This is a genomic window from Geovibrio ferrireducens (assembly GCF_026226615.1).
Classification (GTDB): domain Bacteria; phylum Chrysiogenota; class Deferribacteres; order Deferribacterales; family Geovibrionaceae; genus Geovibrio; species Geovibrio ferrireducens.
The window spans coordinates 26,909-51,884 of record NZ_JAJAPB010000001.1 but is presented as its reverse complement, the minus strand read 5'-3'; the positions used below and the strand labels follow the sequence as shown (position 1 = coordinate 51,884).

General features: G+C 48.2%; 20 protein-coding genes. 12 read left to right on the top strand and 8 right to left on the bottom strand.

Annotated elements, in window-relative coordinates:
* Positions 1–58: 58 nt before the first annotated feature.
* The 8 genes from OSQ85_RS00245 to mqnC all read right to left on the bottom strand — a co-directional run bounded on the left by OSQ85_RS00245 (position 59) and on the right by mqnC (position 11,728).
* Positions 59–661 (bottom strand): hypothetical protein, encoded by a 603-nt coding sequence (locus tag OSQ85_RS00245; RefSeq protein ID WP_265820621.1) that lies wholly within the window; start codon positions 659–661, stop codon positions 59–61.
* A gap of 381 nt (positions 662–1,042) precedes the next feature.
* Positions 1,043–2,683, bottom strand: coding sequence for a chaperonin GroEL (gene groL, locus OSQ85_RS00240; protein ID WP_265820620.1), 1,641 nt, complete (start codon positions 2,681–2,683; stop codon positions 1,043–1,045).
* Between the two features lie 20 nt (positions 2,684–2,703).
* A complete protein-coding gene (groES, locus tag OSQ85_RS00235; protein WP_265820619.1) occupies positions 2,704–2,994 on the bottom strand; it encodes a co-chaperone GroES in 291 nt (96 codons plus the stop codon).
* A 210-nt stretch (positions 2,995–3,204) separates the two neighbouring features.
* On the bottom strand, positions 3,205–5,040 hold the full coding sequence (locus tag OSQ85_RS00230) for an N-acetylmuramoyl-L-alanine amidase (protein ID WP_265820618.1): 1,836 nt from the start codon (positions 5,038–5,040) through the stop codon (positions 3,205–3,207).
* 1 nt (position 5,041) lies between these two features.
* The gene (gene uvrA / locus OSQ85_RS00225) at positions 5,042–7,858 is read right to left on the bottom strand and encodes an excinuclease ABC subunit UvrA (RefSeq protein WP_265820617.1); all 2,817 of its coding nucleotides are present in this window, start codon (positions 7,856–7,858) and stop codon (positions 5,042–5,044) included.
* A complete protein-coding gene (locus OSQ85_RS00220) occupies positions 7,836–9,374 on the bottom strand; it encodes a DUF342 domain-containing protein (RefSeq protein ID WP_265820616.1) in 1,539 nt (512 codons plus the stop codon). Before OSQ85_RS00220 ends, uvrA begins: the two co-directional genes overlap by 23 nt.
* Positions 9,361–10,512 carry a GAF domain-containing sensor histidine kinase gene (locus tag OSQ85_RS00215; RefSeq protein WP_265820615.1) on the bottom strand — a complete coding sequence of 384 codons (1,152 nt, stop codon included), beginning with the start codon at positions 10,510–10,512 and terminating at the stop codon, positions 9,361–9,363. Before OSQ85_RS00215 ends, OSQ85_RS00220 begins: the two co-directional genes overlap by 14 nt.
* 184 nt (positions 10,513–10,696) lie before the next feature.
* Positions 10,697–11,728: a cyclic dehypoxanthinyl futalosine synthase gene (gene mqnC / locus OSQ85_RS00210; protein WP_265820614.1), complete on the bottom strand. Its 1,032-nt coding sequence runs from the start codon at positions 11,726–11,728 to the stop codon at positions 10,697–10,699.
* Between the two features lie 163 nt (positions 11,729–11,891).
* Here mqnC and OSQ85_RS00205 point away from each other — a divergent pair, with 163 nt between their 5' ends.
* Genes OSQ85_RS00205 through OSQ85_RS00150 form a run of 12 tightly spaced genes read left to right on the top strand, consistent with a single transcriptional unit; the run spans position 11,892 to position 24,589 of the window.
* The gene (locus OSQ85_RS00205; RefSeq protein WP_265820613.1) at positions 11,892–12,575 is read left to right on the top strand and encodes a response regulator transcription factor; all 684 of its coding nucleotides are present in this window, start codon (positions 11,892–11,894) and stop codon (positions 12,573–12,575) included.
* The gene (locus tag OSQ85_RS00200; RefSeq protein ID WP_265820612.1) at positions 12,572–13,987 is read left to right on the top strand and encodes a sensor histidine kinase; all 1,416 of its coding nucleotides are present in this window, start codon (positions 12,572–12,574) and stop codon (positions 13,985–13,987) included. Before OSQ85_RS00205 ends, OSQ85_RS00200 begins: the two co-directional genes overlap by 4 nt.
* Positions 13,988–14,040: 53 nt before the next feature.
* A complete protein-coding gene (locus tag OSQ85_RS00195) occupies positions 14,041–15,639 on the top strand; it encodes an ArnT family glycosyltransferase (RefSeq protein ID WP_265820611.1) in 1,599 nt (532 codons plus the stop codon).
* Positions 15,606–16,409 (top strand): glycosyltransferase family 2 protein, encoded by an 804-nt coding sequence (locus OSQ85_RS00190; protein WP_265820610.1) that lies wholly within the window; start codon positions 15,606–15,608, stop codon positions 16,407–16,409. The genes OSQ85_RS00195 and OSQ85_RS00190 overlap by 34 nt, the downstream gene beginning before the upstream one ends.
* A gap of 55 nt (positions 16,410–16,464) precedes the next feature.
* A complete protein-coding gene (fliR, locus tag OSQ85_RS00185; RefSeq protein WP_265820609.1) occupies positions 16,465–17,247 on the top strand; it encodes a flagellar biosynthetic protein FliR in 783 nt (260 codons plus the stop codon).
* Positions 17,247–18,308 (top strand): flagellar biosynthesis protein FlhB, encoded by a 1,062-nt coding sequence (gene flhB, locus OSQ85_RS00180; RefSeq protein WP_265820608.1) that lies wholly within the window; start codon positions 17,247–17,249, stop codon positions 18,306–18,308. The genes fliR and flhB overlap by 1 nt, the downstream gene beginning before the upstream one ends.
* A gap of 23 nt (positions 18,309–18,331) precedes the next feature.
* Positions 18,332–20,395: a flagellar biosynthesis protein FlhA gene (gene flhA, locus OSQ85_RS00175; protein WP_265820607.1), complete on the top strand. Its 2,064-nt coding sequence runs from the start codon at positions 18,332–18,334 to the stop codon at positions 20,393–20,395.
* The gene (flhF, locus tag OSQ85_RS00170; protein ID WP_265820606.1) at positions 20,392–21,729 is read left to right on the top strand and encodes a flagellar biosynthesis protein FlhF; all 1,338 of its coding nucleotides are present in this window, start codon (positions 20,392–20,394) and stop codon (positions 21,727–21,729) included. The genes flhA and flhF overlap by 4 nt, the downstream gene beginning before the upstream one ends.
* The gene (locus OSQ85_RS00165; RefSeq protein WP_265820604.1) at positions 21,726–22,571 is read left to right on the top strand and encodes a MinD/ParA family protein; all 846 of its coding nucleotides are present in this window, start codon (positions 21,726–21,728) and stop codon (positions 22,569–22,571) included. The genes flhF and OSQ85_RS00165 overlap by 4 nt, the downstream gene beginning before the upstream one ends.
* On the top strand, positions 22,568–22,771 hold the full coding sequence (locus OSQ85_RS00160) for a hypothetical protein (RefSeq protein WP_265820602.1): 204 nt from the start codon (positions 22,568–22,570) through the stop codon (positions 22,769–22,771). The genes OSQ85_RS00165 and OSQ85_RS00160 overlap by 4 nt, the downstream gene beginning before the upstream one ends.
* Positions 22,771–23,508: a sigma-70 family RNA polymerase sigma factor gene (locus tag OSQ85_RS00155; protein WP_265820601.1), complete on the top strand. Its 738-nt coding sequence runs from the start codon at positions 22,771–22,773 to the stop codon at positions 23,506–23,508. The genes OSQ85_RS00160 and OSQ85_RS00155 overlap by 1 nt, the downstream gene beginning before the upstream one ends.
* The gene (locus OSQ85_RS00150) at positions 23,501–24,589 is read left to right on the top strand and encodes a protein-glutamate methylesterase/protein-glutamine glutaminase (protein WP_265820600.1); all 1,089 of its coding nucleotides are present in this window, start codon (positions 23,501–23,503) and stop codon (positions 24,587–24,589) included. Before OSQ85_RS00155 ends, OSQ85_RS00150 begins: the two co-directional genes overlap by 8 nt.
* The last annotated feature ends 387 nt before the right edge of the window (positions 24,590–24,976 follow it).

Here is a 24,976-nt window from a genome sequence, read left to right as displayed (position 1 = left end):
AATAAGCGAAATAAAAAAAGCCCCGCCTTTTAAGGGCAGGGGCTTTGTGTTGTTAAGTTTACTTTATCATGCCTTTATTAGTTTTGAAATTTTCTGGTTTTTTATATATTGAAAGTAGCCACTTATTGTCTGCTTTTAAATAGCTTTCTGTTTTAGGTGTTTCCATATCAGCAATCATGGCAATCTGTGTCAGGCAACTACGAATGTGAGTTCGAAGCTGTTCTAGAATACTAAAGTATTGCTCTCGAATATGCGGAGATCTATAATTTTCTCTATGAATAACATCCTCTTCCATTTTTGTTCTTAAATATTCTTCATAAGTGATAAATTGACGAACTCCCTCTGCTATAAGCTCTATTAATAGATATAAACCACCGTCATAGTAATCAGATAATTTAACCTGTGAATCAATTAAGACCTTACGAATTTCCTGCAATGAAGTTAAAGAATTATCAATGCAATTATCACAGCATTCTGTTGAGCTTAAGACTCTTTTGTCTGAAAGGCGTATCAATAGCTCTCTTGCTACTGATTTTTCTATATCCGTTGGTTTTAGTGTGAATGAAATAAAAGGCAAATTGATTGTTACGCCATCAATATGTTTTTTAGTCTTTGTTTGAGCTTTTTTCAACAAGTTAGTAATTTCGAATTTGAATTCCATATCTATCCTTATTTTATGACACAACAACATTATTCAATTATGTCTAATCATAAGCTTAACGTTAATTTATACGATCAGCAATTTAAAAGTTCAAAGGGTTAATTAAGCAGTAAGCCCGATTCCCAAAGGTGCTTCAATTAATTATACAAGACGTACTGCGTGGTATATGCAAAATTTGCACAGTCCATTTTTGCCCCAATTCATCTTTGTTTCATCTATTCCATAATCTCAGAATGTTTCCAGCCTAAACTGCTGCTCCATTATACCCATAAATATACACAACTTGCCGAAAAAAATATCAAATAAAAAAAGCCCGCAAACCGGTGAGGCCTGCGGGCTTTGTGAGACTTATTTAAATTTGCTGAACAGGTTGCGTGATGATTACATCATGCCGCCCATTCCTCCCATGCCGCCCATATCGGGCATGCCTGCGCCTGCATCTTTCTTCTCAGGGATCTCAGTGATGAGAGCCTCAGTAGTAAGCATAAGGCTGGCAACAGATGCGGCGTTCTGGAGTGCGCTTCTTGTAACCTTTGTGGGGTCGATAACGCCGTCAGCAACCATATCAGTGTACTGCTCTGAGTATGCGTTGAAGCCGTAGTTGTTGCTGGGGTTATTTTTAATTTCGTTAACGATGATTGAGGGCTCGAAACCTGCGTTCGCAACGATTTGTCTGAGCGGGAACTCAAGAGCTTTTCTCACGAGTTCAACGCCGATCTGCTCGTCGCCGTCAAGAGCCATTGATTCAACAGCTTTAAGGGCTTTGATAAGAGCAACGCCGCCTCCGGGGACTATGCCTTCCTCAACTGCTGCTTTTGTAGCGTTGAGAGCATCTTCCACTCTGGCTTTTTTCTCTTTCATTTCTGTTTCAGTAGCAGCGCCGACTTTGATAACGGCTACGCCGCCAACAAGTTTGGCAAGTCTTTCCTGAAGTTTTTCCCTGTCGTAGTCGCTTGTGGTGTCCTCAGACTGTTTTTTGATCTGGTTTACGCGTGCCTGAATCTCTTCTGTTTTGCCTGCGCCTTCAACTATGGTTGTGTTCTCTTTGTCCACAACGATTTTTTTGGCGCGGCCGAGGTCAGCCAGTGTAACAGTGTCAATTTTGATGCCGAGGTCTTCGCTGATAACCTGACCGCCTGTAAGAACGGCGATGTCTTTCAGCATTTCCTTTCTTCTGTCGCCGAAGCCGGGAGCCTTAACAGCGCAGCAGTTAAGAGTGCCGCGGAGTTTGTTCACCACGAGTGTGGCGAGGGCTTCGCCTTCAACATCTTCAGCGATGATGAGGAAAGGAGCGTTCTGTTTTGCAAGCTGCTCAAGAACGGGAAGAATCTCTTTCATGTTGGAGATTTTTTTCTCGTATATAAGTATGTAGGGGTTATCAAGAGAAGCTTCCATGTTTTCGGGGTTTGTCACGAAATAGGGTGACAGGTAGCCTCTGTCGAACTGCATACCTTCAACAACATCAAGAACTGTGTCTGTTGATTTGTTTTCTTCGATTGTGATAACGCCGTCTTTGCCGACTTTTTCCATAGCCTCAGCTATGATTCCGCCGATTTCTTTGTCGTTGTTGGCGGAAATAGTGCCGACCTGCTCGATCTCTTTTTTATCTGCAATGGGTTTGGAGATTTTTTTAAGTTCAGCTATAACAGCCGTAACCGCTTTATCAAGCCCTCTTTTGAGCTCCATAGGGTTAGCGCCTGCCACAACGTTTTTCATGCCTTCTCTGTAGATTGCCTGAGCAAGAACAGTGGCTGTGGTTGTACCGTCGCCCGCTATGTCAGATGTTTTGGAAGCAACTTCCTTAACCATCTGCGCGCCAAGGTTTTCAAGAGCGTCTTCAAGCTCGATTTCCTTAGCAACGGAAACACCGTCTTTAGTAACAAGGGGTGAGCCGAATTTTTTTTCTATTACAACGTTTCTTCCTTTGGGTCCGAGTGTAACTTTAACCGCGTCTGCGAGTTTGTCCACGCCGCGTCCGATGGCGCGTCTGGCCTCTTCACCGAAAACTATTTTCTTAGCCATGGTATTAATTCCCTCCGTAATTAGTTAAGGATGCCGAGGATGTCATCCTCACGCATGATAAGGTATTCTTCATCGCCGAATTTAACTTCTGTTCCTGCATATTTGCTGAACAGTACTTTGTCGCCCGCTTTAACCGTGAGCTCAACCTTGTTTCCGTTGTCAAGGTATTTGCCGGGGCCTGTAGCGATAACTTCGCCTTCCATGGGTTTTTCCTTTGCACTGTCGGGAATGATGATTCCTGAGGCAGTTTTCTCTTCGCTTTTAAAGCGTTTAACGAGAACTCTGTCCTGAAGCGGCTTAATCTGTGCCATCTTCTTCCTCCTTATATTTTTTGTTTTAATTGCCCTAATCAGGTTATTAGCACTCTGGGGTGTTGAGTGCCAACAGTGTTATTTTTATAGATCGCGGGCGAAAAAATCAAGAGAAAAATACATGAAAAAATGAATAGGGTTATGAATATGGAAAGGGTGGGATAAAGGCGGGCACAGCCGCAAAAATACCTGCGGCTGTGCTGCCTGTGATTACTTATGAAGTTCTATATAGTTCTGTAAGCCCTGAAAAATACCGTAGGCTATCTTCTTTCTGTGGGCACTGCTTTTCAGCATCTCAGCTTCCTCCCTGTTTGAGATGAAGCCCGCCTCAACCAGTATGGAGGGCATCTTCGCACCGACAAGAACATAGAACGGAGCCTGTTTGACCCCTCTGTTGTTTTTGTGGTTTGCCGTTCCGTAAACCGACTGAGTGAGTGATTCCTGTGCCTTGGCAGCGAGCAGGAGCGATTCCTCAAGCTTGGAGTTCAGCATTATATCTTTCAGGATTCCCTGAAGGTCGCTCATGGATTTTTCCGTGGCCATGTTTTCCGCCGCAGCGACTTCCAGAGCCGACTGATCTTTGGTTACGTTAAGCACAAAGGTTTCAAGCCCGCTGCTGTTTTTGTTTCTGCTGGCATTGACATGCACAGATACAAAAATATCCGCCTTAAGCCTGTTCGCTATGGCTGTTCTTTCTTCAAGCGGGATGAACACATCCGTCCTTCTGGTGAGGTGCACCTCAAGATCTGTGTTCTGCTTGAACAGTCTTTCAAGCTCAAGGGCGATGTCGAGGACTATATCCTTTTCCTTAAGCCCGTAATATGAGGCTCCGGGGTCTTTTCCGCCGTGACCGGCATCGATCACTATGCGGCGCACCTTAAGACCGAAAACACTTGCCAGAGTCGTCTTTGAGAGATCACGGTCATTGGTTATGTTTCTCTCCGCTGTTCTCAGTGTTTCCGGCTGTTTGTTGTCTATACCCTGATTGCTTACGTCTATGACTATTCTGTCCGGGTTGCTCATGGCGAAGACAGTGAAGTCCTTAACATTGTCGCTGTCCAGAACAATGCGTGTAACGCCGGGACGGTTCGGAGCCCAGCGCACAGAGCGGAGCAGGCCGTCTTTTATGTCTATCTCCTTAGGGATGGAGGCATCTATTGAGTCGGTCTGGAGGTCTATGAAGAGCCTCGGCGGCTTGTTGAACTCAGGGTTTTCCCTGAGCCAGTGCTTCATGAACTCCGTGGGTTTGTTCAGGTCTATGACCACTCTGGTGTAGTCGCTTGCGGCGAAGTGGCGTATGCTTTTCACCACCTTGTCGCTGGTTCCGCCCGCCTTAACGCCGTAGTAATTTTCACCTGCTTTCTGGTCTGATGCAGCCTGATCTGTGTAAAAGCTGTCTGTGCTTTTAACTGCGGGCTGTGAAACTGTGCCAGCTGCTGAGGCCGGGTTTGACTTGAGTTCGGGCACTGCGGGAGGAAGATTTTCCTCAGGAAGCGAAGCCAGAACAGGGGGTGCGGCAGGCGGTACAACTGTGCGGTCCTTTCTTTCCGCCGCGGCTATGAGTTCGTTTATCTGCTCCAGTTTGTTCTTTGCTGCCGGAGTGTCTTCCGATTTAGGGAACTTAATGAGCATCTTGTTCAGAGTGAATCTAGCCGAGGGGTAATCCTTGCTTGCTATGTAGATGTCGGCAAGCTGGATATACGCAAGGGATGCCAGCCTTGTGTTGTAGTTAACCGCCAGCAGGTTGAGGTTTCTGATTGTTTTCAGGAGATCATCCCTGCTGTTAAAGCGTTTGTAGCTTCTGTAGTATGTCTGCGCTGTGTAGTGCAGGGCATCATCCGCCAGCGCCCCTGAGGGCTGAACGGAATATATCTGGAAAAACCTGTCAGCCACATTCTCATAGGATTTTCGTGTGACTTTGGAAGACTTTTCTATGTAGGCGAGGTCATTCTTGGCCGAGTTGTACTTGTCAATCAGCCCCTCCGCAAACGCGGATGCGAAGGATGCAAGCAGAATTAAAATCAGTAAAAGGTTTTTCTTCTTCACGCTACAGTTTCCTTTTCAGGTATCTTCCCGTGTAGGATTCGGTGCATTCGGCGCACTTTTCGGGAGTACCCTTGAAAATTATTGTTCCTCCCCCGTCGCCGCCTTCGGGTCCGAGGTCGATAATATGGTCGGCACATTTGATAACATCAAGGTTATGCTCAATGATGATAACAGTATTTCCGCTTTCGGTCAAAGCCCTGAAAATTTTCACAAGCTTGTTTATATCATCGAAATGCAGCCCTGTTGTAGGTTCATCAAAAATATAAACTGTTTTTCCCGTGGGGCGCTTCATCAGCTCCTTTGCGAGTTTCACCCTCTGGGCTTCTCCGCCGGAAAGGGTTGTTGCAGGCTGGCCGAGCTTAATATAGCCCAGACCTACATTGACAAGAACCTCAAGCTTATTCTTTAATTTCGGCACATTTTCGAAAAACTCAAATGCCTGATTCACTGTCATATCAAGCACATCTGAGATATTTTTATCTTTATAGCGGATGTCCAGCGTGTCACGGTTGTATCTCTTCCCGCCGCAGGCATCACATTTAACGTACATATCCGGGAGGAAGTGCATCTCAATTTTGATGTACCCCTCACCCTGACAGGTTTCGCAGCGTCCGTAGCGGACGTTGAAGCTGAACCTTCCCGCCTTGTAGCCGCGTTTTTTCGCGTCCGGCGTCTGGGCGAAGAGATCGCGCATATCGGTGAAAATTCCCGTATAGGTGGATGGGTTAGAGCGGGGCGTGCGCCCGATCGGACTCTGATCTATGTCGATCACTTTGTCTATGTGCTCCGTCCCTGTGATTTCGGTGAATACCCCGCCGCGCATCCCTGTTCCGTGGAGGCGTTTCATCAGCGCGGGGTAAAGTGTGTCCATTATGAGTGTTGACTTGCCGGAGCCGCTCACCCCTGTTACGCAGACCATCAGCCCAAGGGGTATTTCAATATCCACATCCTTGAGGTTGTGCTCCTTGGCTCCTTTCAGTGCGAGGATACGCTTTTTATCGGCCTTTTTTCGTTTGGGAACCTCTATCTCTTTGACTCCGCTGAGGTAAGCCCCGGTGAGGGATGCCTCGCAGTGGCGTATCTCCTCCGGTCTGCCGCTGAAAACAATGTGGCCGCCCTTGCGCCCTGCGCCGGGGCCCATGTCTATTACATGGTCACAGGCGGCTATGGTGTCCTCGTCATGCTCAACCACGAGGACAGAGTTGCCTATGTCGCGGAGGTTTTTCAGCGTGGCGATAAGCATATCGTTGTCACGCTGGTGAAGCCCTATGGAAGGCTCATCCAGAACATAGAGAACACCTGTCAGCCCTGAGCCTATCTGGGTGGCGAGTCTTATTCTCTGCGCCTCTCCGCCGGAGAGTGTGGATGATTTCCTTGAGAGGGTTATGTATTCGAGCCCAACATCCTTAAGGAAGCTGAGGCGGCGCTTTATCTCTGTGTTGATTTTGTCTGCCACCTCTTTTTTAAAGCCCTCAAGGTGGATCCCATTGAAAAAGTCCAGAGCTTCCGTGATGTTAAGCTCTGATGTGTCGTATATATTTCTGCCGCCCACGGTTACTGCAAGGCTGGTTGGCTTGAGCCTTGCCCCTTTGCATACAGGGCAGTCCATGGAGGCCATGAATCTGCGCGCCGTTTCCCTGTCGGTCATGTTGTCGGAGTAGAGCTTTTCACGGAGCCAACCCACAACACCGTCAAACTTTTTCTCGTACTGAACCTTCTTTTCGCCTCGAAATGTTTCCAGCTTAAGGGGAGTTTCGCTTCCGTTGAGCATTATCTCCTTTTCCGCCTCTGTAAGCTTTGAGAAGGGTTTGTTCATGTCAATGCCGAACTGCTGGGATATGGCTACCAGTGTGTTGTAATGGTGAAAGTTGTCAAACTGCTCCCATGGCTTGAGCGCGCCGTCCCTAATGCTTAATGAAGGGTCAGGGACAATAGCGTCCATATCAAAGACCGATTTCTCACCCAGACCTTCGCATTCCGGACATGCGCCGAAAGGGTTGTTGAATGAGAAGCTGCGGGGCTCTATCTCCTCTATGCTTATATTGCATTCGGGACAGGCGAATTTCTCTGAAAAAAGGCGTGTTTCGCCGTTGACATCTATCTCCGCCAGCCCTTCGGAGAGCTTCAGGGCGGTCTCCACCGAATCAGCCAGTCTGCGCTGGAGGCCTTCTTTCAGCTTAAGCCTGTCTATGGAGACGCTTATTGAGTGCTTTATTTTTTTATCAAGGTCTATCTCTTCCTCAAGCCTTCTCTGCTCACCGTCAACCAGTACTCGGACGAAGCCGTCCTTGAGGAGTTTTTCGAATACCTTTTTATATTCGCCTTTTTTACCTCTGACTATGGGGGAGTATATCTCCACTCTGGCATCGTCAGGGTGTGAGGTTATGAAGTCCACTATCTGCTGAACAGAGTAGCTCTCCACCTTTTTGCCGCAGGACGGGCAATGTACATCCCCCACACGGGCATAAAGGAGGCGCATGTAGTCATAAATCTCGGTTATTGTCCCCACCGTGGAGCGGGGGTTTTTGCTGATCGATTTCTGCTCTATACTTATGGCGGGGGAGAGGAAGTCGATTGAATCCACATCGGGCTTTTCCATGAGTTCAAGGAACTGCCTCGCATATGCGGAGAGAGATTCCACATATCTCCTCTGCCCTTCGGCGTAGAGTGTGTCAAAGGCAAGGGTGGACTTGCCGGAGCCGCTGACTCCGGTTATTACCACAAGTTTGTTTTTAGGAATTTCAAGATCGATGTTTTTTAGGTTGTGCTGCCTTGCGCCTTTGATGATTATGTTGTCATTCGTACTGTGTCTTGTCATCCAGCGATACCCAGATTATCCTTTCATATTTTTCATCGTAGATGAAGACAACCTTCTCCTTTTTTTCTCTCATGGTTATTTTTTCTCTGAAAATCTGAACATCCAGCCCTTCGAACATGGTTCCGCTTATCTTAATTTTCGGTTTGCGGTGATGGGCTGATTTTATAAGTTTCTGGATCTGTTCCTCAGTTTTCGTCATATTGTCCATGACCTGCTTGCGCAGGACGAGAAGCTGCTTCACCTTCGGATTTTTTAAAATTTCCTTGTTGGAAGTATCAAGCTTACTGAGGAATTCGTCAACCTTTTCCAGATTCTGAATGTATTTATCTTTGTTATCCTGGAGAATTTTCAGTTCATCTTCAAAGTAATACTTGGTTCCGACGCACATCAGGAAATTTGTATTCCCCTTTGTGCCGGACTGATTAATGTTGATTTCGGAGAATGCGGTGATCTTTCCGCCTGCTATGATCCCCGGAGCGCCTGTAGCCTGAACGTATCCGCCGGCTTTTATATTGGTGTTGTAGACGTATTTCAGTATTTCCACATTGCCTCTGGCGGCGATATTCCCTTTTTCCGCGTAACCCACTGTTACATCACCTGCGGCAATCACATTGTTATTTACTTCGCCCTTGATGCCTGTCTTGATTACTATGCTGCCTCCGGCGACCATGGTGGCATCCTGCACTATGCCTTCCACCATGATGTCCTTCTCCGCCTTTACGGAAAAGCCGCTGAGCACATCCCCCCTTATATGCACAACACCGTTGAAAACGATGTTGCCTGTGGAGTAGTCCACATTGCCGGGCACACTGTATATGGGGCTTACTCCGAGCTTATTGTTATGGAAGGTGACGCAGCCGTCCACTGTGGCGTAGTATTCTTTTTCATGTGCATCAGTGGTAATGCCGTCATCCAGAACAAGCTTAATATCATTTCCTTTTTCCGCCGGGATCTCTTCGTTGCGCACGGTAAGTCCTTTGACTCCGTTTGTGAACGGGCGTTTGGTAAGGAGAAGGTCGCCTTTTCGGGTGAGGCGTATATTATCTATATTTTTGTAGTCCACCCTTCCGTTAGACAGGAGGCGGGGCTGGCTGTTTACAGGGTCAAAGTTCAGCATGACCTGAGCATCGGAACCGTTTATGGGTTTGATCCCTTCCGCAAACATCATGTTTTCTATTATTCCGCCTTCGGAATAGATCTCAAAGGCCTGTTTGATTATCTCTGTTTTGAGGTTAACGCTTATGCCGTTTTCAGCAATCAGGCTCATCACGCGCTCAAGGGTATAGGTTTCACCGTCATTCACTGCGGGGTAAAGGGAGATATAGGCGCGCAGTCCGTCTGCGGTAACACTGATGTCAATGATGGAATCGGCTGATTCCATGGTAGTGATTTTGGCGATGAGAACCCCGTCCTCTTTTTTGAGGATATAGTCAGCCGGGGTCAGATCATACTTCTGTGACAGAAGATATTTGAACTCTGTCTCATTTTTTTGTGTGTGGTTTTTAAGTTGGTTCATATCGCAACGGCACCCTAACTTTGAAAACCGTGTATTCACCCGGTTTAGAATCAACACATATAAAGCCGGAGTGAGCCTCGACAATCATCTTAACGATGGCAAGACCCAGTCCCGTTCCCTTTATCTTCCCCGAAGTGAAAAAGGGGTCGAAAATTTTGTTTATCATATCCTGCGGAATGCCTTTTCCGTTGTCATATATATTAAATTCGCAGAAGCAGTCGGTAACGGCGGCACTGACGCGCACCGTTCCCTTCTCTGCCAGAACATCCACAGCATTGCCTATGAGGTTAAACAGCATTCTGAATATTTTTTCCCTGTCCAGCCAGAGTTCGGGATCTGCTTCGTTGATGAACTCCACTGTAACTTTCGTATCTCTGGTGAGAACCCGGAACTGTTTTGCCAGATCTTTAAACAGGTCAGACACGCGGAACCGGACGAGGTTTATGGACACCTTCTGCCTTGAGAAATCCAGCAGATCCAGCGTGAGGCCGTGTATCCTCTTAACTTCCGAGTGGATCGACTCTATATAGTCCGCCACTTCGCCGTCCAGCTCGGTTATGTCTATCAGTTCAAGATAGCTCTGCACTATATTCAGCAGGTTTTTTATGTCATGTGCTATGGAGCTGTTCAGCATGCCTATAACGCGGAGGTTCTCGCTCTTGCGCATATCCTTCATCAGGTTGAACCGCTCAATGCCCAGCGCGCACTGGGAGGCGATGTAGCGGGCTATGCGTACATCGTCTTCGGTGAAGTAGTCATGCTCTTTGTCTGTGAGGTTGAGCACGCCTATGACCTTATTGTTTGTCCTCACCGGAACAGACATGAAGGAGGAAGCTCTGTAGCCCATCTCCTCGCGGGATTCCTCAGAAAGGTTTACCACGGTCTCCACACCTGTCTCGGCGACTCTGCCCGCTATGCCTTCACCGAGGGCTATCTCAATGTTGCCGGGGTCTATTTCAAAGCCCGAATGGGCGGATATGCTGAGTCTGTGCCCGTTGATGAGCATGAGGGATGACCGCTTCACTCCGAGGTATTCCCTTGCGATGGAAATAATGGAGGGAAGAAGATCGTTTACATCGAAAATACTGTTCATCTTTTCGGAAATCTCGACCAGAACTTCCAGCAAATCGTTCTTCAAGTCTCAACCTTTGATAATTATTTATAATTATGTTATCGGATATTCTGTTGTATTTATTAGTACATTAAGTTGTTTTATATAGTTCGAAAACGGTACGTCCTGTCCGTTTCCTCACACGCTCGCGCCTTGCAAAGCAAGCCTTCGCTCCGCACGGCGCAGCCCCTTCCATGGGGCTGTATGTATACTAGAAACGCTTGACTATATTATACTGCATGTCTCTTTGGGCGGCCTTGAAGCCGGCGCGTTCAATGTTGTGGACAATCTCCTCCACGCTCATGCGGAAGGATGCCCCGCAGGAAGCCACAACATTCTCCTCTATCATAAGGCTGCCGAAGTCGTTTCCGCCGAAGCGGAGCGCCGTCTGGCCGGTTTTGGGTCCCTGAGTAACCCATGAAACCTGAAGGTTTTTTATATTGTCCAGATAAATGCGCGCAGCGGCAAATATCCTTAAATATTCCACAGGGCTGGCCTTTTTTCCGCCCAGTTCCGTATTGTCCGGCTGGAACGGCCATGGGATAAATGCTGTGAATCCGCCGGTTTTGTCCTGCAGTGTGCGGATTCTGTCAAAGTGCTCCGCTATTTTCTCATATTCGTCATCAGCCTTGAACATCATGGTGGCGCTGGTCTTAAGACCCTGCCTGTGCGCCTCTTCCATGACTCCCAGCCATTTATCCGAGAGTATTTTGTTCGGGCTTATGCGGAGCCTTTCCTCATCCACCAGCAGTTCCGCCCCTCCGCCGGGGATAGAGTCCATCCCCGCTTTAACGAGCCTTGATATTGTTTCGGCTGTGCTGAGGCCGCTTATCTTCGCTATGTGGTGAATCTCAGGCGGGCTGAATGCATGCAGCCATACTCCGAGGGATTTCATGTAGGTGAGCATCTCCTCGTAAAACTCAATTCCGAGTGTGGGGTGGAGCCCGCCCTGAAGCAGTATCTGTGTTCCGCCGAGAGCCTTTGTTTCGTCTATTTTCTTCTTAAGCTCATCCTTATCAAGAACATAAGCGCCTTCCTCATCCGCTTCACGGTAAAAGGCACAAAACGAACATTTGCATGTGCAGATATTTGTGTAGTTTATGTTTCTGTCTATTACAAAAGTCACCACCCCTTCAGGATGGAGGGATTTTCTTATTCCGTCCGCTTCGCGGGCGAGTTCGTACAGGTCAGCCGTTTCAAGCATTCTGACTGCATCCTGTTTTGTTAACCGCTTTTTTGTCATTATTTATATCTGCCGTTTGTCCGTTTTATAAAACTGTTTAATATTAAATATTGCATATCAGGAGGGCAATTAAAAGAGTTTTTTAACTTTCGGCGCGGCTTCCTGTCTTTTCTTGGTATTTAAAAAGTGAACAAAAAAGTTTATATTCAGTCAGCGGTGAAGAATGAGAATCCTGATTGTGGAAGATGAACCGGAACTTAATGAGCAGCTGAGGCGCACTCTTGAAGCGCAGAGGTATTCAGCCGACAGTGCCTATGACGGTGAACAGGCTCTGGACAGGCTGGCGGAAGTGCCTTATGATCTTGTTATTCTGGATGTTATGCTGCCGAAGCTTGACGGTTTCGGAGTGCTGCGCGAAGCAAGAAATATGGGTGCTGATTCTCCGGTTCTCATGCTCACCGCCAGAACCGGAACCGATGATAAAATTAAAGGGCTTGATTCCGGCGCTGATGATTACCTCACGAAGCCGTTTTCCACCGATGAACTGCTGGCCAGAGTCCGCGCTCTTCTCCGGCGCGCAGGGGGGCAGAATGCCTCTGTCCTGAGTGCGGGGAGCCTCTGTCTTGACACGGCAAAGCGTGAGGTCACTGTGGAGGGCAAACTGGTTGAACTCACCCAGAGGGAGTTTTCCATCCTTGAGTTTCTTATGTACAATAAAAACCGTTCGGTATCCCGGTTCAGTCTTGCCGAGCATGTCTGGGGGGATGATTTTGAGCCTTTCAGCATGTCCAACTTCATGGATGTTCACATAAAAAATCTGCGTAAAAAAATAAGCTCCGGCGATGGTGAATCAGTGGTGAAAACCATAAGGGGTGTCGGGTACATCATCAGGGACAGTCAGGAATGAGCGTACGTCTTAAGATCTCACTTCTTATTGCTTCGGCAGGTCTCATTTCAGCCCTTATTTTTTCTGCCTCTGTTCTTTTTGAGATGCTGGAGCAGCCTTTCAGGGTGATGGATGCTGAACTTCGCACGGTGGCCTATGAATCCGTAATATCATTTGATCAGGCAGGGAAGAGCGGGCTGAGGGACAGCAGGCGCTACTGGCTCAAAATATACAGACCGGGAGAGACAGAGCCTTTGTATATTTCTCATCTGGCGGAGAAAATTGACCTGCCGGAGGGCAGCGGAAGAAAAACAATTGCTTATGCATATGTGCCTAATGATTTGTCATATGTGGAGCATGACTCCCACGGGAAAACCGCTTTCAGAATGCGCCGTTTTGTTATCGAAAAGGAGAAGACAGGCATCTTTGACGATGACAGCGATTACGGCGGCAGCTATGACAGCGACGGGCATAAATATATTGTGTATGCCGCCTTGTCCGCAGAAAGGGTAAGTGATGAAATAACAGACCTTGTTCTCAGCGTTGCAGCGGGGCTTCTGCTTTCGATGATAGTTCTCACTGCGGTGAGCTATATAATAGCAGGCTATATACTCCGTCCGGTGCGGCTTATGAATGCACGGACAAAAAATATCACAGAAAGGCATCTCAGTCTGAGAATACCCCTTAGAAAAGATGCCGGAGAATCTGATGAGTTTAATTCTCTGGCAGTAACGCTGAACGGTGTTTTTGATCGTCTTGAGAATGCCTTTAATAAACAGAAAAGGCTGATAGCCGATGCCTCGCACGAGCTTAAGACTCCGCTGAGCATAATGCGGCTCATAACTGATGAGGTCAATGCGGCGGGCAGCATATCGGCAGATGATGCAGGAAGGCTTTCAGGTCAGGTTCTGCGTATGGAGAGGCTGGTGAAGAACATACTGAACCTCTCCTCCCTTGAACTGGACAGCAGCATCGCCGCTGAGACTGTGGATCTGAAAAAAATCCTGGAGCAGCTGAAAGAGGACTACTCTCTTTTTGCCTGTGAACGGGGCATAAGCCTTTCATCCGGCTACAGCGGGAATATGACAATGAAAGGCGATTATGAAAAGCTTTTCAGGGCTTTTTCCAACCTTCTCGACAACGCTGTAAAATACTCGGATGACAGTGGGGTAATCAGAATTACGGCAATACGCACGGACGAAACCATTGAGATAAAAGTTTTTAATACAGGCGCAGGTATTCCTCCGGAGTCTCTGGACAAAGTGTTCGAGCAGTTTTACAGGGTTGAGGAGTCCAGATCCTCAAAATACGGCGGTTCCGGTTTGGGGCTTGCCATTGTTAAAAGAATAGCGGAACTCCACAAAGGCGAAGTGAAAATTGAAAGCGCTTACGGTGAATCCGTTACAGTTACAGTTATCTTGCCCGCTGTCTGAAAAAATCAGCCAGCTTCATCAAGTCTTCATTTTAATACTGTATAACTCAGTGCATGAGAGATACAGGATTTACCCTGAACAAGAGTCTGATAGTTCTTCTTATCCTTGCTGTTTATACAGGTGCTTTTGCCTATCGTGATGTTCTTTCAGTGGATATTATGGAGGCGCGGAACTACATAACCGCAAGGGAGATGGTTGCTGACGGGAACTGGCTTTTCCCGACCCTTAACGGTGAGCTGAGAATAGCCAAGCCGCCTCTTCCAACATGGATAACGGCATTCGTGTTCATGCTTGCGGGAACCGATAATGATCTTGCTGCAAACCGGATTCCTTCGGCTTTTGCCGGGCTTATTATGCTTGCAGGAGCCTATTTCATTTCCCTCCATGTGACAAAGTCGAAAAGGGCGGCTTTTTATTCGGTAATAGTCCTGAGCACCAGTTATCTGTTTTTCTACATGACCCGTAAAAACACATGGGACATCTACGCACAGGCTTTTATGACTGCTTCCATAGCTGCGTACTGCCGTGCTCTTCCTGCCGGAACAACGGGAGAGAAAATTCTTATGTATGCGCTTGCCGGGCTTTTCGCGGCACTTTCTTTTATGAGCAAGGGCCCGGTTGCATTTTACGGGCTGCTTGTGCCTTTTCTTGTTGCTGGGTTTTATCTTTTCAGGCTCAGACCGGTCAGTTTTTACGGTTTGACCGTTCTTGTGGCTGTTGCGGCTGCACTATCCCTCCTGTGGCCGGTGTATATATATTTCCATGAAACACACTCAGCGCTCAGCACTGCCGCCGCAGAGGCGTCAGCCTGGGCTGACAGACATGTCAAACCCTTCTGGTACTATCTCCAGTTTCCGCTCATGTCCGGTCTTTGGGTTGTGTTTTTGCTCCCTCTGCTTGTTCCGGGGTTTTCTTCCGCACGTCTCGGCAGGCGGAGGGCAGCCTTTTATCTGATATGGATATTTGTTTCGTTTATTCTTCTTTCCGTAATACCTGAGAAAAAGGATCGCTACCTTCTGCCGGTTATTATTCCTGCCGCGCTCATGATAGGTGAGTATGTGAGTCTCCTGACCGGGAACCTTAAAAAGACAACGGCTGACAGTGTTGTCCTCGGAATATGGAGCGGCATCTCTTTTTCTCTCGGAGTCTTTGTGTTCATATCAGCCGCTGTGGTGCAGGTATGGTTTGCGGCTTATGACAGCATGTTTTTTTTAGCGGGGGAGGCGCTTGTGCTTTTCTCTGTTGTTTCTCTTTCTCTGAGCTTTATCAGACGTGAGACTCACAGATATATCCCCCGGTCCGTGGCGGTTTTCTGTCTTTCGGTGATTGTTGCTGTGCCCGCGGCGGAGTCTTTTGTGCCTGATAAAGATTTCAGGATTCTGGAACAGGCAAGAGCAGAAACGGTGCATGCATATGACGGTGACTTTTACGGAGATCTCAGCATTAAGGAGATCTGGGCGGTGGGGCGGAAAGTGCGTCCCGTTGATGAATTTATTGACAATGGAACAAGGGACACAGCGGTTTTTATAACTCAGGGTGATCTGAACGGGCAGGAGCTCAGCAGCAAGGGCTTTTCGATGGAGCATCTCAGAACATATTCACCGGAGGCAGGGAAGCAATGGAACTTTTATATAGTCAGCAGGAAAAAGTGATGAGACCGGAAATTTCAGTGGTTATTCCGTTTTACAACGAAGCAGAAAATATTGACACAGTATGCGCGGAACTCCGTTCCGTGCTTGATTCATCCTTAAACCGCAGATGGGAGGCGGTGCTTGTTGATGACGGCTCCACTGACGGCACAGGGGATAAAATAAATCAATGGACGGAAGAAGCCTGCTTCCGGGCTGTCCATCTTCGCAGAAATATGGGGCAGTCCGCAGCGCTTTTTGCAGGTTTCAGCGCAGCCAGAGGTGAGTATGTGTTTACTCTGGACGGCGACGGACAGAATGACCCGGCAGATATACCCCTTATTCTGGGAAAAATGCTGGAGCTTGGTGTGGATATGATGTGCGGGGTACGGGCTGAAAGAAATGATAATTTTGTCCGCAGGCTTTCAAGCAGACTTGCCAACAGGCTCCGATCACGGCTGCTCGGTGACAATATAAGCGATGTCGGGTGTTCAAGCAGAGGGTTCAGGCGTGAATGTCTGGAAGGTTTCCGCTTTTTCCGCAATGCTCACAGGTTTTTCCCTGCTCTCGTGCAGATGGCAGGCTATACTGTCGCTGAAATGCCCGTGCGGCACAGACCAAGAAACAAGGGAACCAGCAAATACGGTGCGGGTATAAACAGCCGTCTGTGGGTGGGTATAACGGATCTTTTCGGGGTGTACTGGATGAAGAAGAGGTATATCTCCATATCCTGCTATGAATACAGGGCGGATCAGGAAAACAGCCTTAAGCTTTACATCGCCTCCGGAGAGTAGCAAGGCACAAAAGCTTTAGCCTTGTATAAACAGGGCGGAAGTATTACACTGCCCTATGTTTGAGTTCCTGTATCAGACGGATCTGCTGCTGACTTTTATTATGGTCTTCTTCCGCATTTCGGGCATAGTTTTCAGCGCCCCCATGTTCAGCAGCCAGCTTATTCCGGACAATGTTAAAGTTGCTGCCTCCCTTGTGCTTGCCGTTGTGGTTTTCCCCAATGTCCAGTCCATAGGGCTTTCCAATATCCATCCTCTTCTGCTTATTTTGCTTATAACAAAGGAGATTCTTCTCGGTATAGCCACGGGGATGATGGCTCAGCTTCTGTTTGTAGGTGTGCAGATCGGTGGGGAGCTTGCCGGTTTTCAGATGGGGTTCAGCATGGTGAACTCTTTTGACCCTTCGATGAACATGCAGCTTTCCATCATAGCCCAGCTTAAAAACATAGCGATGATACTCTTCTTCATTGCCCTTGGCGGGCATCTTATGGTGATAGGGGCAATGAGCGAATCTTTCCGTGCTGTACCTTTGGGTGTGTTCACTCTCAAGGCTGAGGGGTTTCTGTATATCACAAAAATGCTCAGCGCATCTTTCCTGACCGCGCTTAAGATAGTGGCCCCCATATTTGTGGTAATGCTCTGCACCCACGTTATAATGGGGATAATGGGCAGGCTTGTGCCGCAGCTTAACCTCATGATCGTCGGTTTTCCGCTCCAGATAGCTGTGGGGCTTTCCATTCTCAGCATAAGCCTGAACTATTTCTTTATTGTGTTCGAAAAGCTCCTCCATGAGTATTTCATGCGGGTTGCGACATTATTTTATATCTTCGGCGGTAACTGATGGCTGACAACGATTCGGAGAAGACCGAACAGCCCACGGGGCGGCGGATTCAGAAAGCCAGAGAGGAAGGCAACGTTGCCAAAACAAGGGAGCTCAGCGCTGCTGTAACCTTTGTTGCCACTGCCATATTCATGTATTTTTACATTTCCACAATGGCGGACGAACTCATGAAGTTCATGCGTGAGTCTTTTATGTCCCTTGATTATGCGCTTGATGAGAAAAGCGTCATAAAGCTTATGTTCTTCGTCATAATTTTTATGACAAAGCTCCTTGCCCCTGTGCTTGTGATGCTGTTTGTGGTGAATATTGTTTCAAATGTAATGCAGTTCGGCTTTATTTTCAGCCCGAAGGCGCTTGCCATCAAGTTCGACAGGCTTGACCCTGTGAAGGGTTTCGGTAAAATATTTTCCAAACGCAGTCTGGTTGAGCTTTTTAAATCTCTGTTCAAGATCTTCGTTGTGGGGCTTTCCGCCTACTATATCATAAAAGGGAAAATTCCCACTATCCTCCGCCTCGGTGATTCGGAACCCATAGACAGCATAATGTTTTTTCTCATGCTCATGTTCGAGCTTTTCCTTAAGATAGGTGTTCTGGTGCTTATACTTGCCGTTATCGACTTCATGTATCAGAAATGGCAGAACACCGAAGACCTCAAGATGACAAAACAGGAGGTCAAGGAGGAGTTCAAACAGATGGAGGGCGATCCTCTGATCAAGCAGAAGATCCGAAGTATGCAGAGGGAGATGGCGCGTAAGAGGATGATGTCTGATGTTCCGAAGTCTGATGTCGTGGTTACAAACCCCACCCACTTCGCCGTGGCGCTGAGATACCGTCCGGGCGAGGATAAGGCGCCCACGGTGGTTGCCAAAGGGCAGCGGCTTCTGGCACTGCGCATAAAGGAGCTTGCCAAGCGGGAAGGGGTGCTTGTGCATGAGGATCCGCCCCTTGCCAGAACGCTTTTCAAAACAGTTGACATAGGTGATGAAATACCTGAGAATTTGTATAAAGCAGTAGCAGAAATACTTGCCCTTGTAGGGAAATTTAAGCATATGAGAAGGTAGTGTAAGTGGCGCAGTCCAGTCTTATGACAAAATTGATAAAACAGGGCGAAATAGGCTTCGGTCTGTTTTTTATCGGCATAATCATCGTCATGGTTCTGCCAGTGCCCGCCGTTATTCTCGACCTTCTCCTTGTGTGCAGCATTGCCCTTTCCGTTCTTATCCTCATGGTGGCGATTTACGCGGATGAGCCGCTTAAGTTCTCCACATTTCCGTCTGTGCTGCTTATCATTACCCTGTTCAGGCTTTCGCTGAACGTTGCCTCCACAAGGAGAATCCTCCTGAACGGTTCGGAGGGTGAAGGCGCAGCAGGAAACGTGATTCAGGCATTCGGGCAGTATGTTGTGGGCGGAAACTACACGGTGGGCGTTATCATATTCCTTATCCTTGTGCTGATTAACTTCATGGTTATCACCAAGGGTTCAGGCCGTATAGCGGAAGTCGCAGCGAGATTCACGCTGGATGCCATGCCCGGAAAACAGATGAGTATCGATGCTGACCTCAACGCAGGGCTCATCGACGAGGCAGGGGCGAAGGCGAAGAGAGCTAAAATTCAGCAGGAAGCAGACTACTACGGAGCCATGGACGGTGCGAGCAAGTTCGTCCGCGGTGATGCCGTTGCGGGTCTTATCATAACAGGCATAAACATCGCGGGCGGTCTTGCCATAGGCGTTCTCCAGAACGGAATGGAAGTGGCCGAAGCCGCTGGTGTTTTTACAATACTTACAGTGGGTGACGGTCTGGTGAGCCAGATACCCTCACTCATAGTCTCCACTGCGGCCGGTCTCATAGTTTCCAGAGCGGGCGGCGGGGACAAAGACCTCAGCGGACAGCTTGCCAGGCAGCTTTTCCGCAGCACCAGAGTGCTTTACATAACAGGAGGCATTCTCCTTTTCTTTGCTGTTGTTCCCGGAATGCCGTTTTTCCCGTTCCTTTTCCTCTCCGCTATCTTTTTCAGCATAGCCTACTCTGTGAAGAAGGGTGCTGAACAGCCGGAGGAGGAGAAAGAGGAACAGGAGGAGGAGCGCAAGCCCGCGACTGAGGAGGAAGAGGTCAGGGAGCTGCTGGAAATGGATACAATGGAACTTGGAATAGGTTTCAGCCTTATCCCCCTTGTGGATTCCGCTCAGGGCGGAACCCTGCTTAACCGCATAAAATCAATACGCAAGCAGATTGCCCTTGAGATGGGGATTATAGTTCCTCCCGTGAGGATAAGGGACAATCTCCAGCTTGACGGAAACGGATACAACATACTCCTCAAAGGTGTAAAGGTCGCCACGGGAACAATCTTCCCCGACAGGTTTCTTGTGATGAACCCGGAAGGGAGCGTGGACAAGATAGACGGAATACCCACCAAGGAGCCTGCCTTCGGGCTTGCCGCCAAATGGGTGGATGAACGCCAGAAAGAGAAGGCGGAGCTTAACGGCTTCACCATAGTTGACCCCGCGACGGTGATTGCAACCCACCTCACGGAGGTGATAAAGTCCTATGCCAACGAACTCATCGGAAGGCAGGAAACCCTTGAGCTTGTCAACGGCGTTAAGGAAAAATTTCCGAAGCTGGTGGAGGATCTCGTTCCCGGCATACTGGATCTGGGCACTGTGAACAGGGTATTGCAGAACCTGCTGAGGGAAAGAATCTCCATCCGCAACCTGCGGAGCATTCTGGAAGTTCTCGCTTCTTACGGGGTGCAGACCAAGGATGTGGAAAACCTAACGGAGAGGGTGCGCCTCTCTCTGAGAAGGCAGATAACGGAAAGCCTCCTCGCACCGGACGGAGCGCTCTATGTATTTACTCTGCCATCCGAGATTGAGCAGCTTCTGGCGAAAAATCTACAGCAGGGTGACGAAGGAAGGGATATACTTATAGATCCCCTTGCGGCACAGAAGATACTTTCCAAGATGATAGCCAAGGTGGATGAGGTGTCACAGAAGGGGTTCAGCCCCGTTCTTGTTATTTCGCCGCCCCTGCGTTCGGCCATGAGGCGTTTTGCGGAGAAGTTCATTAAGAATATTAATGTTATATCCCACAATGAAATAAGCGAGAATGTCAGGATAGAAAGCCTCGGCATGCTGGAGATTAAGATATGAAGATAAAAAAGTACGAAGCATACGACATGGCTGAAGCGATGAGAATGATCAAGCAGGAGCTCGGCTCCGAGGCTGTCATTCTCTCCACCAGAAAAGTCGTTAAAAACAACAGCTTCGGTCTTTTCTCCAAGCCTCTTATTGAGGTTACAGCCGCGGTGGATATGGACGAGCGGATTCTCATGGAAAAAACCGCCAAGGCAAAGGCCGCCAGACCCAAGCCGCAGGGTTCAGGCTCCACTTATAACGGTTTCGGCAAAATGGCAGCACCGAAGGAGGATGATGAGTTCAGGCCGGAAACCTTCGCCTCTGATATACGCCGTCCGTCACAGGAAACAGTCTACAGATCAGAAACATCCAGACAGGCAAAGCAGATTAAACCCGAAACCTACCAGCAGGGCGGGGTGGACAAACTGGCGGAACTCATAAACACCCTTGGGCTGAACCGCTTTGAAAGCCTTATCTCTGACGTGGCCGAGATCAAGAAGCAGATGCTTGAGATGAAAAGCGTCCTCACCGAGAACATAGTAGTCGACCTGCCGGAGCAGCTTAAGGAGTTTTACTCCCTTATGGTGAAGAACGGCGTGGATGACGTTATCGCATATAAATTCCTTAAACGTATAGAAAAACGCGCCACAGCAGGGCTTACCAAAAGCCAGATACGCAACCTCATTGTCCAGCTGCTTGGGGATCTCATCCCCATCGAGAAGGACTATTTCTCATCCCTCAACAGGAAGATTGTTGCCTTTGTCGGCCCCACAGGAGTGGGCAAAACCACCACTGTGGCGAAAATTGCAGCCAATCTTTCCCTAAAACTGAAAAAAAGAGTGAGCCTCATCACCATAGATAATTTCAGGATAGGCGCAGTGGAACAGCTTAAGACCTATGCTGAGATTGTGGATATACCCCTTCAGGTTGCCTCCAGCCCGGAAGAGCTTCAGGCTATACTCGCCCGCACGGAAGGCTATGATTACGTTTTTGTGGATTCCATGGGCAGAAGCCAGTTCGACACTGAGCAGATAGGCGATCTCCGCAGATTCCTCAGCGCAGGGGACAGGATGACCGTTGCCCTTGTTATGTCCATGAGCAGCAACCACGCGGAAATGGCCGAAACCTTTGAAAATTACAGCGCGCTCATGCCGGAATATGTGGTGTTCACCAAGCTGGATGAAACAAAATACTTCGGGCCTATGGTGAACCTTCCCATCCGCAAGAAAACTCCTGTTCTCCTTCTTTCCACAGGTCAGAATGTCCCTGATGATATGGAAATTCCCGATGGCAGGAAGATTGCTAGTCAGATCCTCAGGGATATTCCGGGGTTCTGGAGTGAAAGATGACAGATCAGGCGCACAATTTAAGACGAAAAGCATGGGATAAAAAGCGGCGGGCAAAGTATATTTCCGTCTCCAGCGGCAAGGGAGGGGTCGGCAAGACCAACTTTGTGGTAAACCTTGCCTACTGGCTGGCGAAAATGGGGAAAAAAGTTCTTGTTTTCGATGCGGATTTAGGGCTCGCCAATGTTGATATACTGCTTAATCTCACCGTAACCGCTTCAATCCGGAAATATATGCAGGGGGAAGCGGAGATAGAAAATGTAATCAAGAAAGATATTTACGGATTTGATGTAATCCCCGCTTCCAGCGGATTTTCCGACCTCACCAACCTCAGCGAGAGCGAGTTTGAAAAAATAGTGGAAATATTCGTAAATCTTGACGGAGCTTACGACTACATACTGTTTGATACCGGTGCGGGCATATCTGAAACCGTAACGAAATTCGCAGCCATAGCAGACACTGTGATAGTGATCACCCAGCCTGAGCCCACTGCGATTACCGATGCATACGCGTTTATGAAGGTGGTGCACTTTGACCACGGAATAAACCGCATCCGCTTCGTGCTCAACAGGGTGGACGATGTGAACGGCGTAAAAAATATTTACATGAGCATGAAAAACGTTGCGAAGAAGTTTCTCGATGTTGAGCTTGACCTTCTCGGACACCTGCGCGAGGACAAGCAGGTGATAAGCTCTGTAAAATTTCAGAAGCCCGTGTGCGAAATAAACCAGAACGGCGCATACTCCCGCGATATTTACAATATAGCGAGAAATATTCTGGGGCTCCCCGCCGAAAACACCCGGAAGGAAGGACTCTACAGCCTTCTTAAGGGGGTGTTCAAATGAGTTTCCTCCACAGGGAGATAGCGCTTATGCTGGCCACTGTGGCCTTTGTTTCTTCATTTGTTTACAAGTTCTTTCTGCTTGAGGTAAAATTGACTTATGTGACGAGGGATATTATAATGTTTTTCATTATTTATTACGTAACCGAAAAACTTTTCCTCTACATAGACAAGATTATGATTAACTACAGGAAGATACTTTGATGCACTATGAGGCAGGCGGCGCTGTAAACAGGTTTTCCCCCGAAGAGCGGGAAAAAATCATTCAGGAGTTTATGCCCAGGATAAAGTCCTGGGTTATCCGTATGAGTGCGTCTCTTCCTGACAGCGTTGATCTTGACGACCTTTACTCCTCAGCCTGCGTCGGGCTGATAGAAAGCATGGACCGCTTTGACAAGGACAGAAATGTGAATTTCTACACCTTTGCCGAAAGGAGGATCAAGGGCTCAATCCTTGATACTCTGAGGAGCCTTGACTTTCTTCCCAGAAACGTGCGCACCAGGCTTAAGCAGCTTGAGGCATTTATAGAGAGAACCTACCGGGAGCAGGGCTCACGCCCCTCCGTGGAGGAAATAGTCGCCGGGAGCGACTTTGAAGCGAAGGAGGTCTACCGCCTTCTTGAACTTCAGGATAATGACAAACTCCTCAGCCTTGACGAATCTGTCGGCGGCGAAGGGGAAAACAACCTGATCGATTTTATAAAAAGCAAGGGACTCACCCCGGAAGACGAGGCGGTGAAGAATAAGCTCATAGAAAGGCTCGGCGAGGAGATAGACAGCCTCCCCGAAAAAGAGAAATACGCCATTACCCTTTATTATTACGAAGAGCTGACTATGAAGGAGATTGCAGAGGTTCTTAACATTACAGAATCGAGGGTTTCACAAATCCACTCTGCGGCCGTGACAAAACTCAAAAGGAGGCTGAAAGAGTTCTATGAATAAAATCAAGGTTGTTATTGTTGATGATTCCGCATTTATGAGAAAAGCCATTGAATCCATGCTCGCCAAGGATTCAGAGATTGAGATAGTCGGGCAGGGACGCAACGGTCTGGATGCCGTTGAAATGGCGAGAAACCTTAAACCCGATGTAATGACCCTCGATATTGAAATGCCCAGAATGGACGGACTGAGCGCTCTTGAAAAAATAATGAGCGAGAATCCTCTGCCCGTCATTATGGTCAGTTCCCTTACCACAGAGGGTGCGGAAGCTACTATGAAAGCCCTTGATCTGGGCGCGGTGGACTTCATACCGAAAGAGAAATCATTCGCCAGCTTCGGCGTTATGAATATAGAAGACGATCTGCGCAATAAGATAAAGCAGTTCGCCAGAAGAACAAACCTCATGCGCAGGCTGCGCCCTGCATCATTTGCAAGACCCGCTGCTGCGGGAGCTCCGTCAGGAGGACTTCAGGCTCCTGCTGCTCCCGCAGGAAAAACCGTTTCCAAACCCGGCCATAAGCGCATAGTGATAATCGGAACCTCCACCGGGGGGCCCCAGTCACTCCAGAAGGTTATACCCAGACTGCCCGGCGACATCGGAGTGCCGATAGTTGTTGTGCAGCACATGCCGCCGAACTTCACTCAGTCACTCGCGCAGAGGCTCAACTCACTGAGCAAGCTGAATGTTATAGAATCTCAGGGGAATGAAAAACTTGAGCCCAACACTGTTTACATAGCAAAAGGCGGGCAGCACCTGAGAATAAAAAAAATAGGCGCAAACTACGTCACAGAGCTTAATTCAGACGCAGGCGGACACCTTCATGTGCCCAGCGTGGACGTAACAGCGGCCTCTGTGGCGGAAGCCGCCGGAAAAGATGCCCTCGGCGTCATCATGACCGGCATGGGCGCTGACGGCAAAAAAGGGCTCCAGCTCCTTAAACTAAAAGGCGGAAACGTCATAGCGCAGGATGAGGAATCAAGCATAGTCTACGGAATGCCCCGCGCTGTGGTCGAAGCGGGAATAGCTGATGAAATTGTTTCCCTTGACGATATATTTAACAGGATAATATTCCATTGCAGGTAATGCACAGAGCAGTATTTGTATGTTGCGAAGCAGAAGAGTTTTTGAAGGGTTAGAGGGAAACTTTGTTCCTAAAAAGTTTCCCTTGGCTTGAGAAAAATATTTTTTTTAAAGCTAAACCGAGAAACCCTTTTTTAACGAAAAAAAAGTGTTTCTCAGGCTCTTCCCCAAAAACTGGAATTTAAATATTTAAACAGGAAAGCAGATGGCAGATATTTTAAGTCAGGAAGAGATTGATGCTCTATTGTCTGTCTTGATACGGAAAAAAAGCACTTCCTGTCTTTTTTCCGCACACGCTCGCGCCGCATGTATGCGGCTTCGCTTCGCACGGCGTGTTCCCATCCGTGGGAACGCCTGTGGACAATATACGGTTATAAACGGAGTAACGGA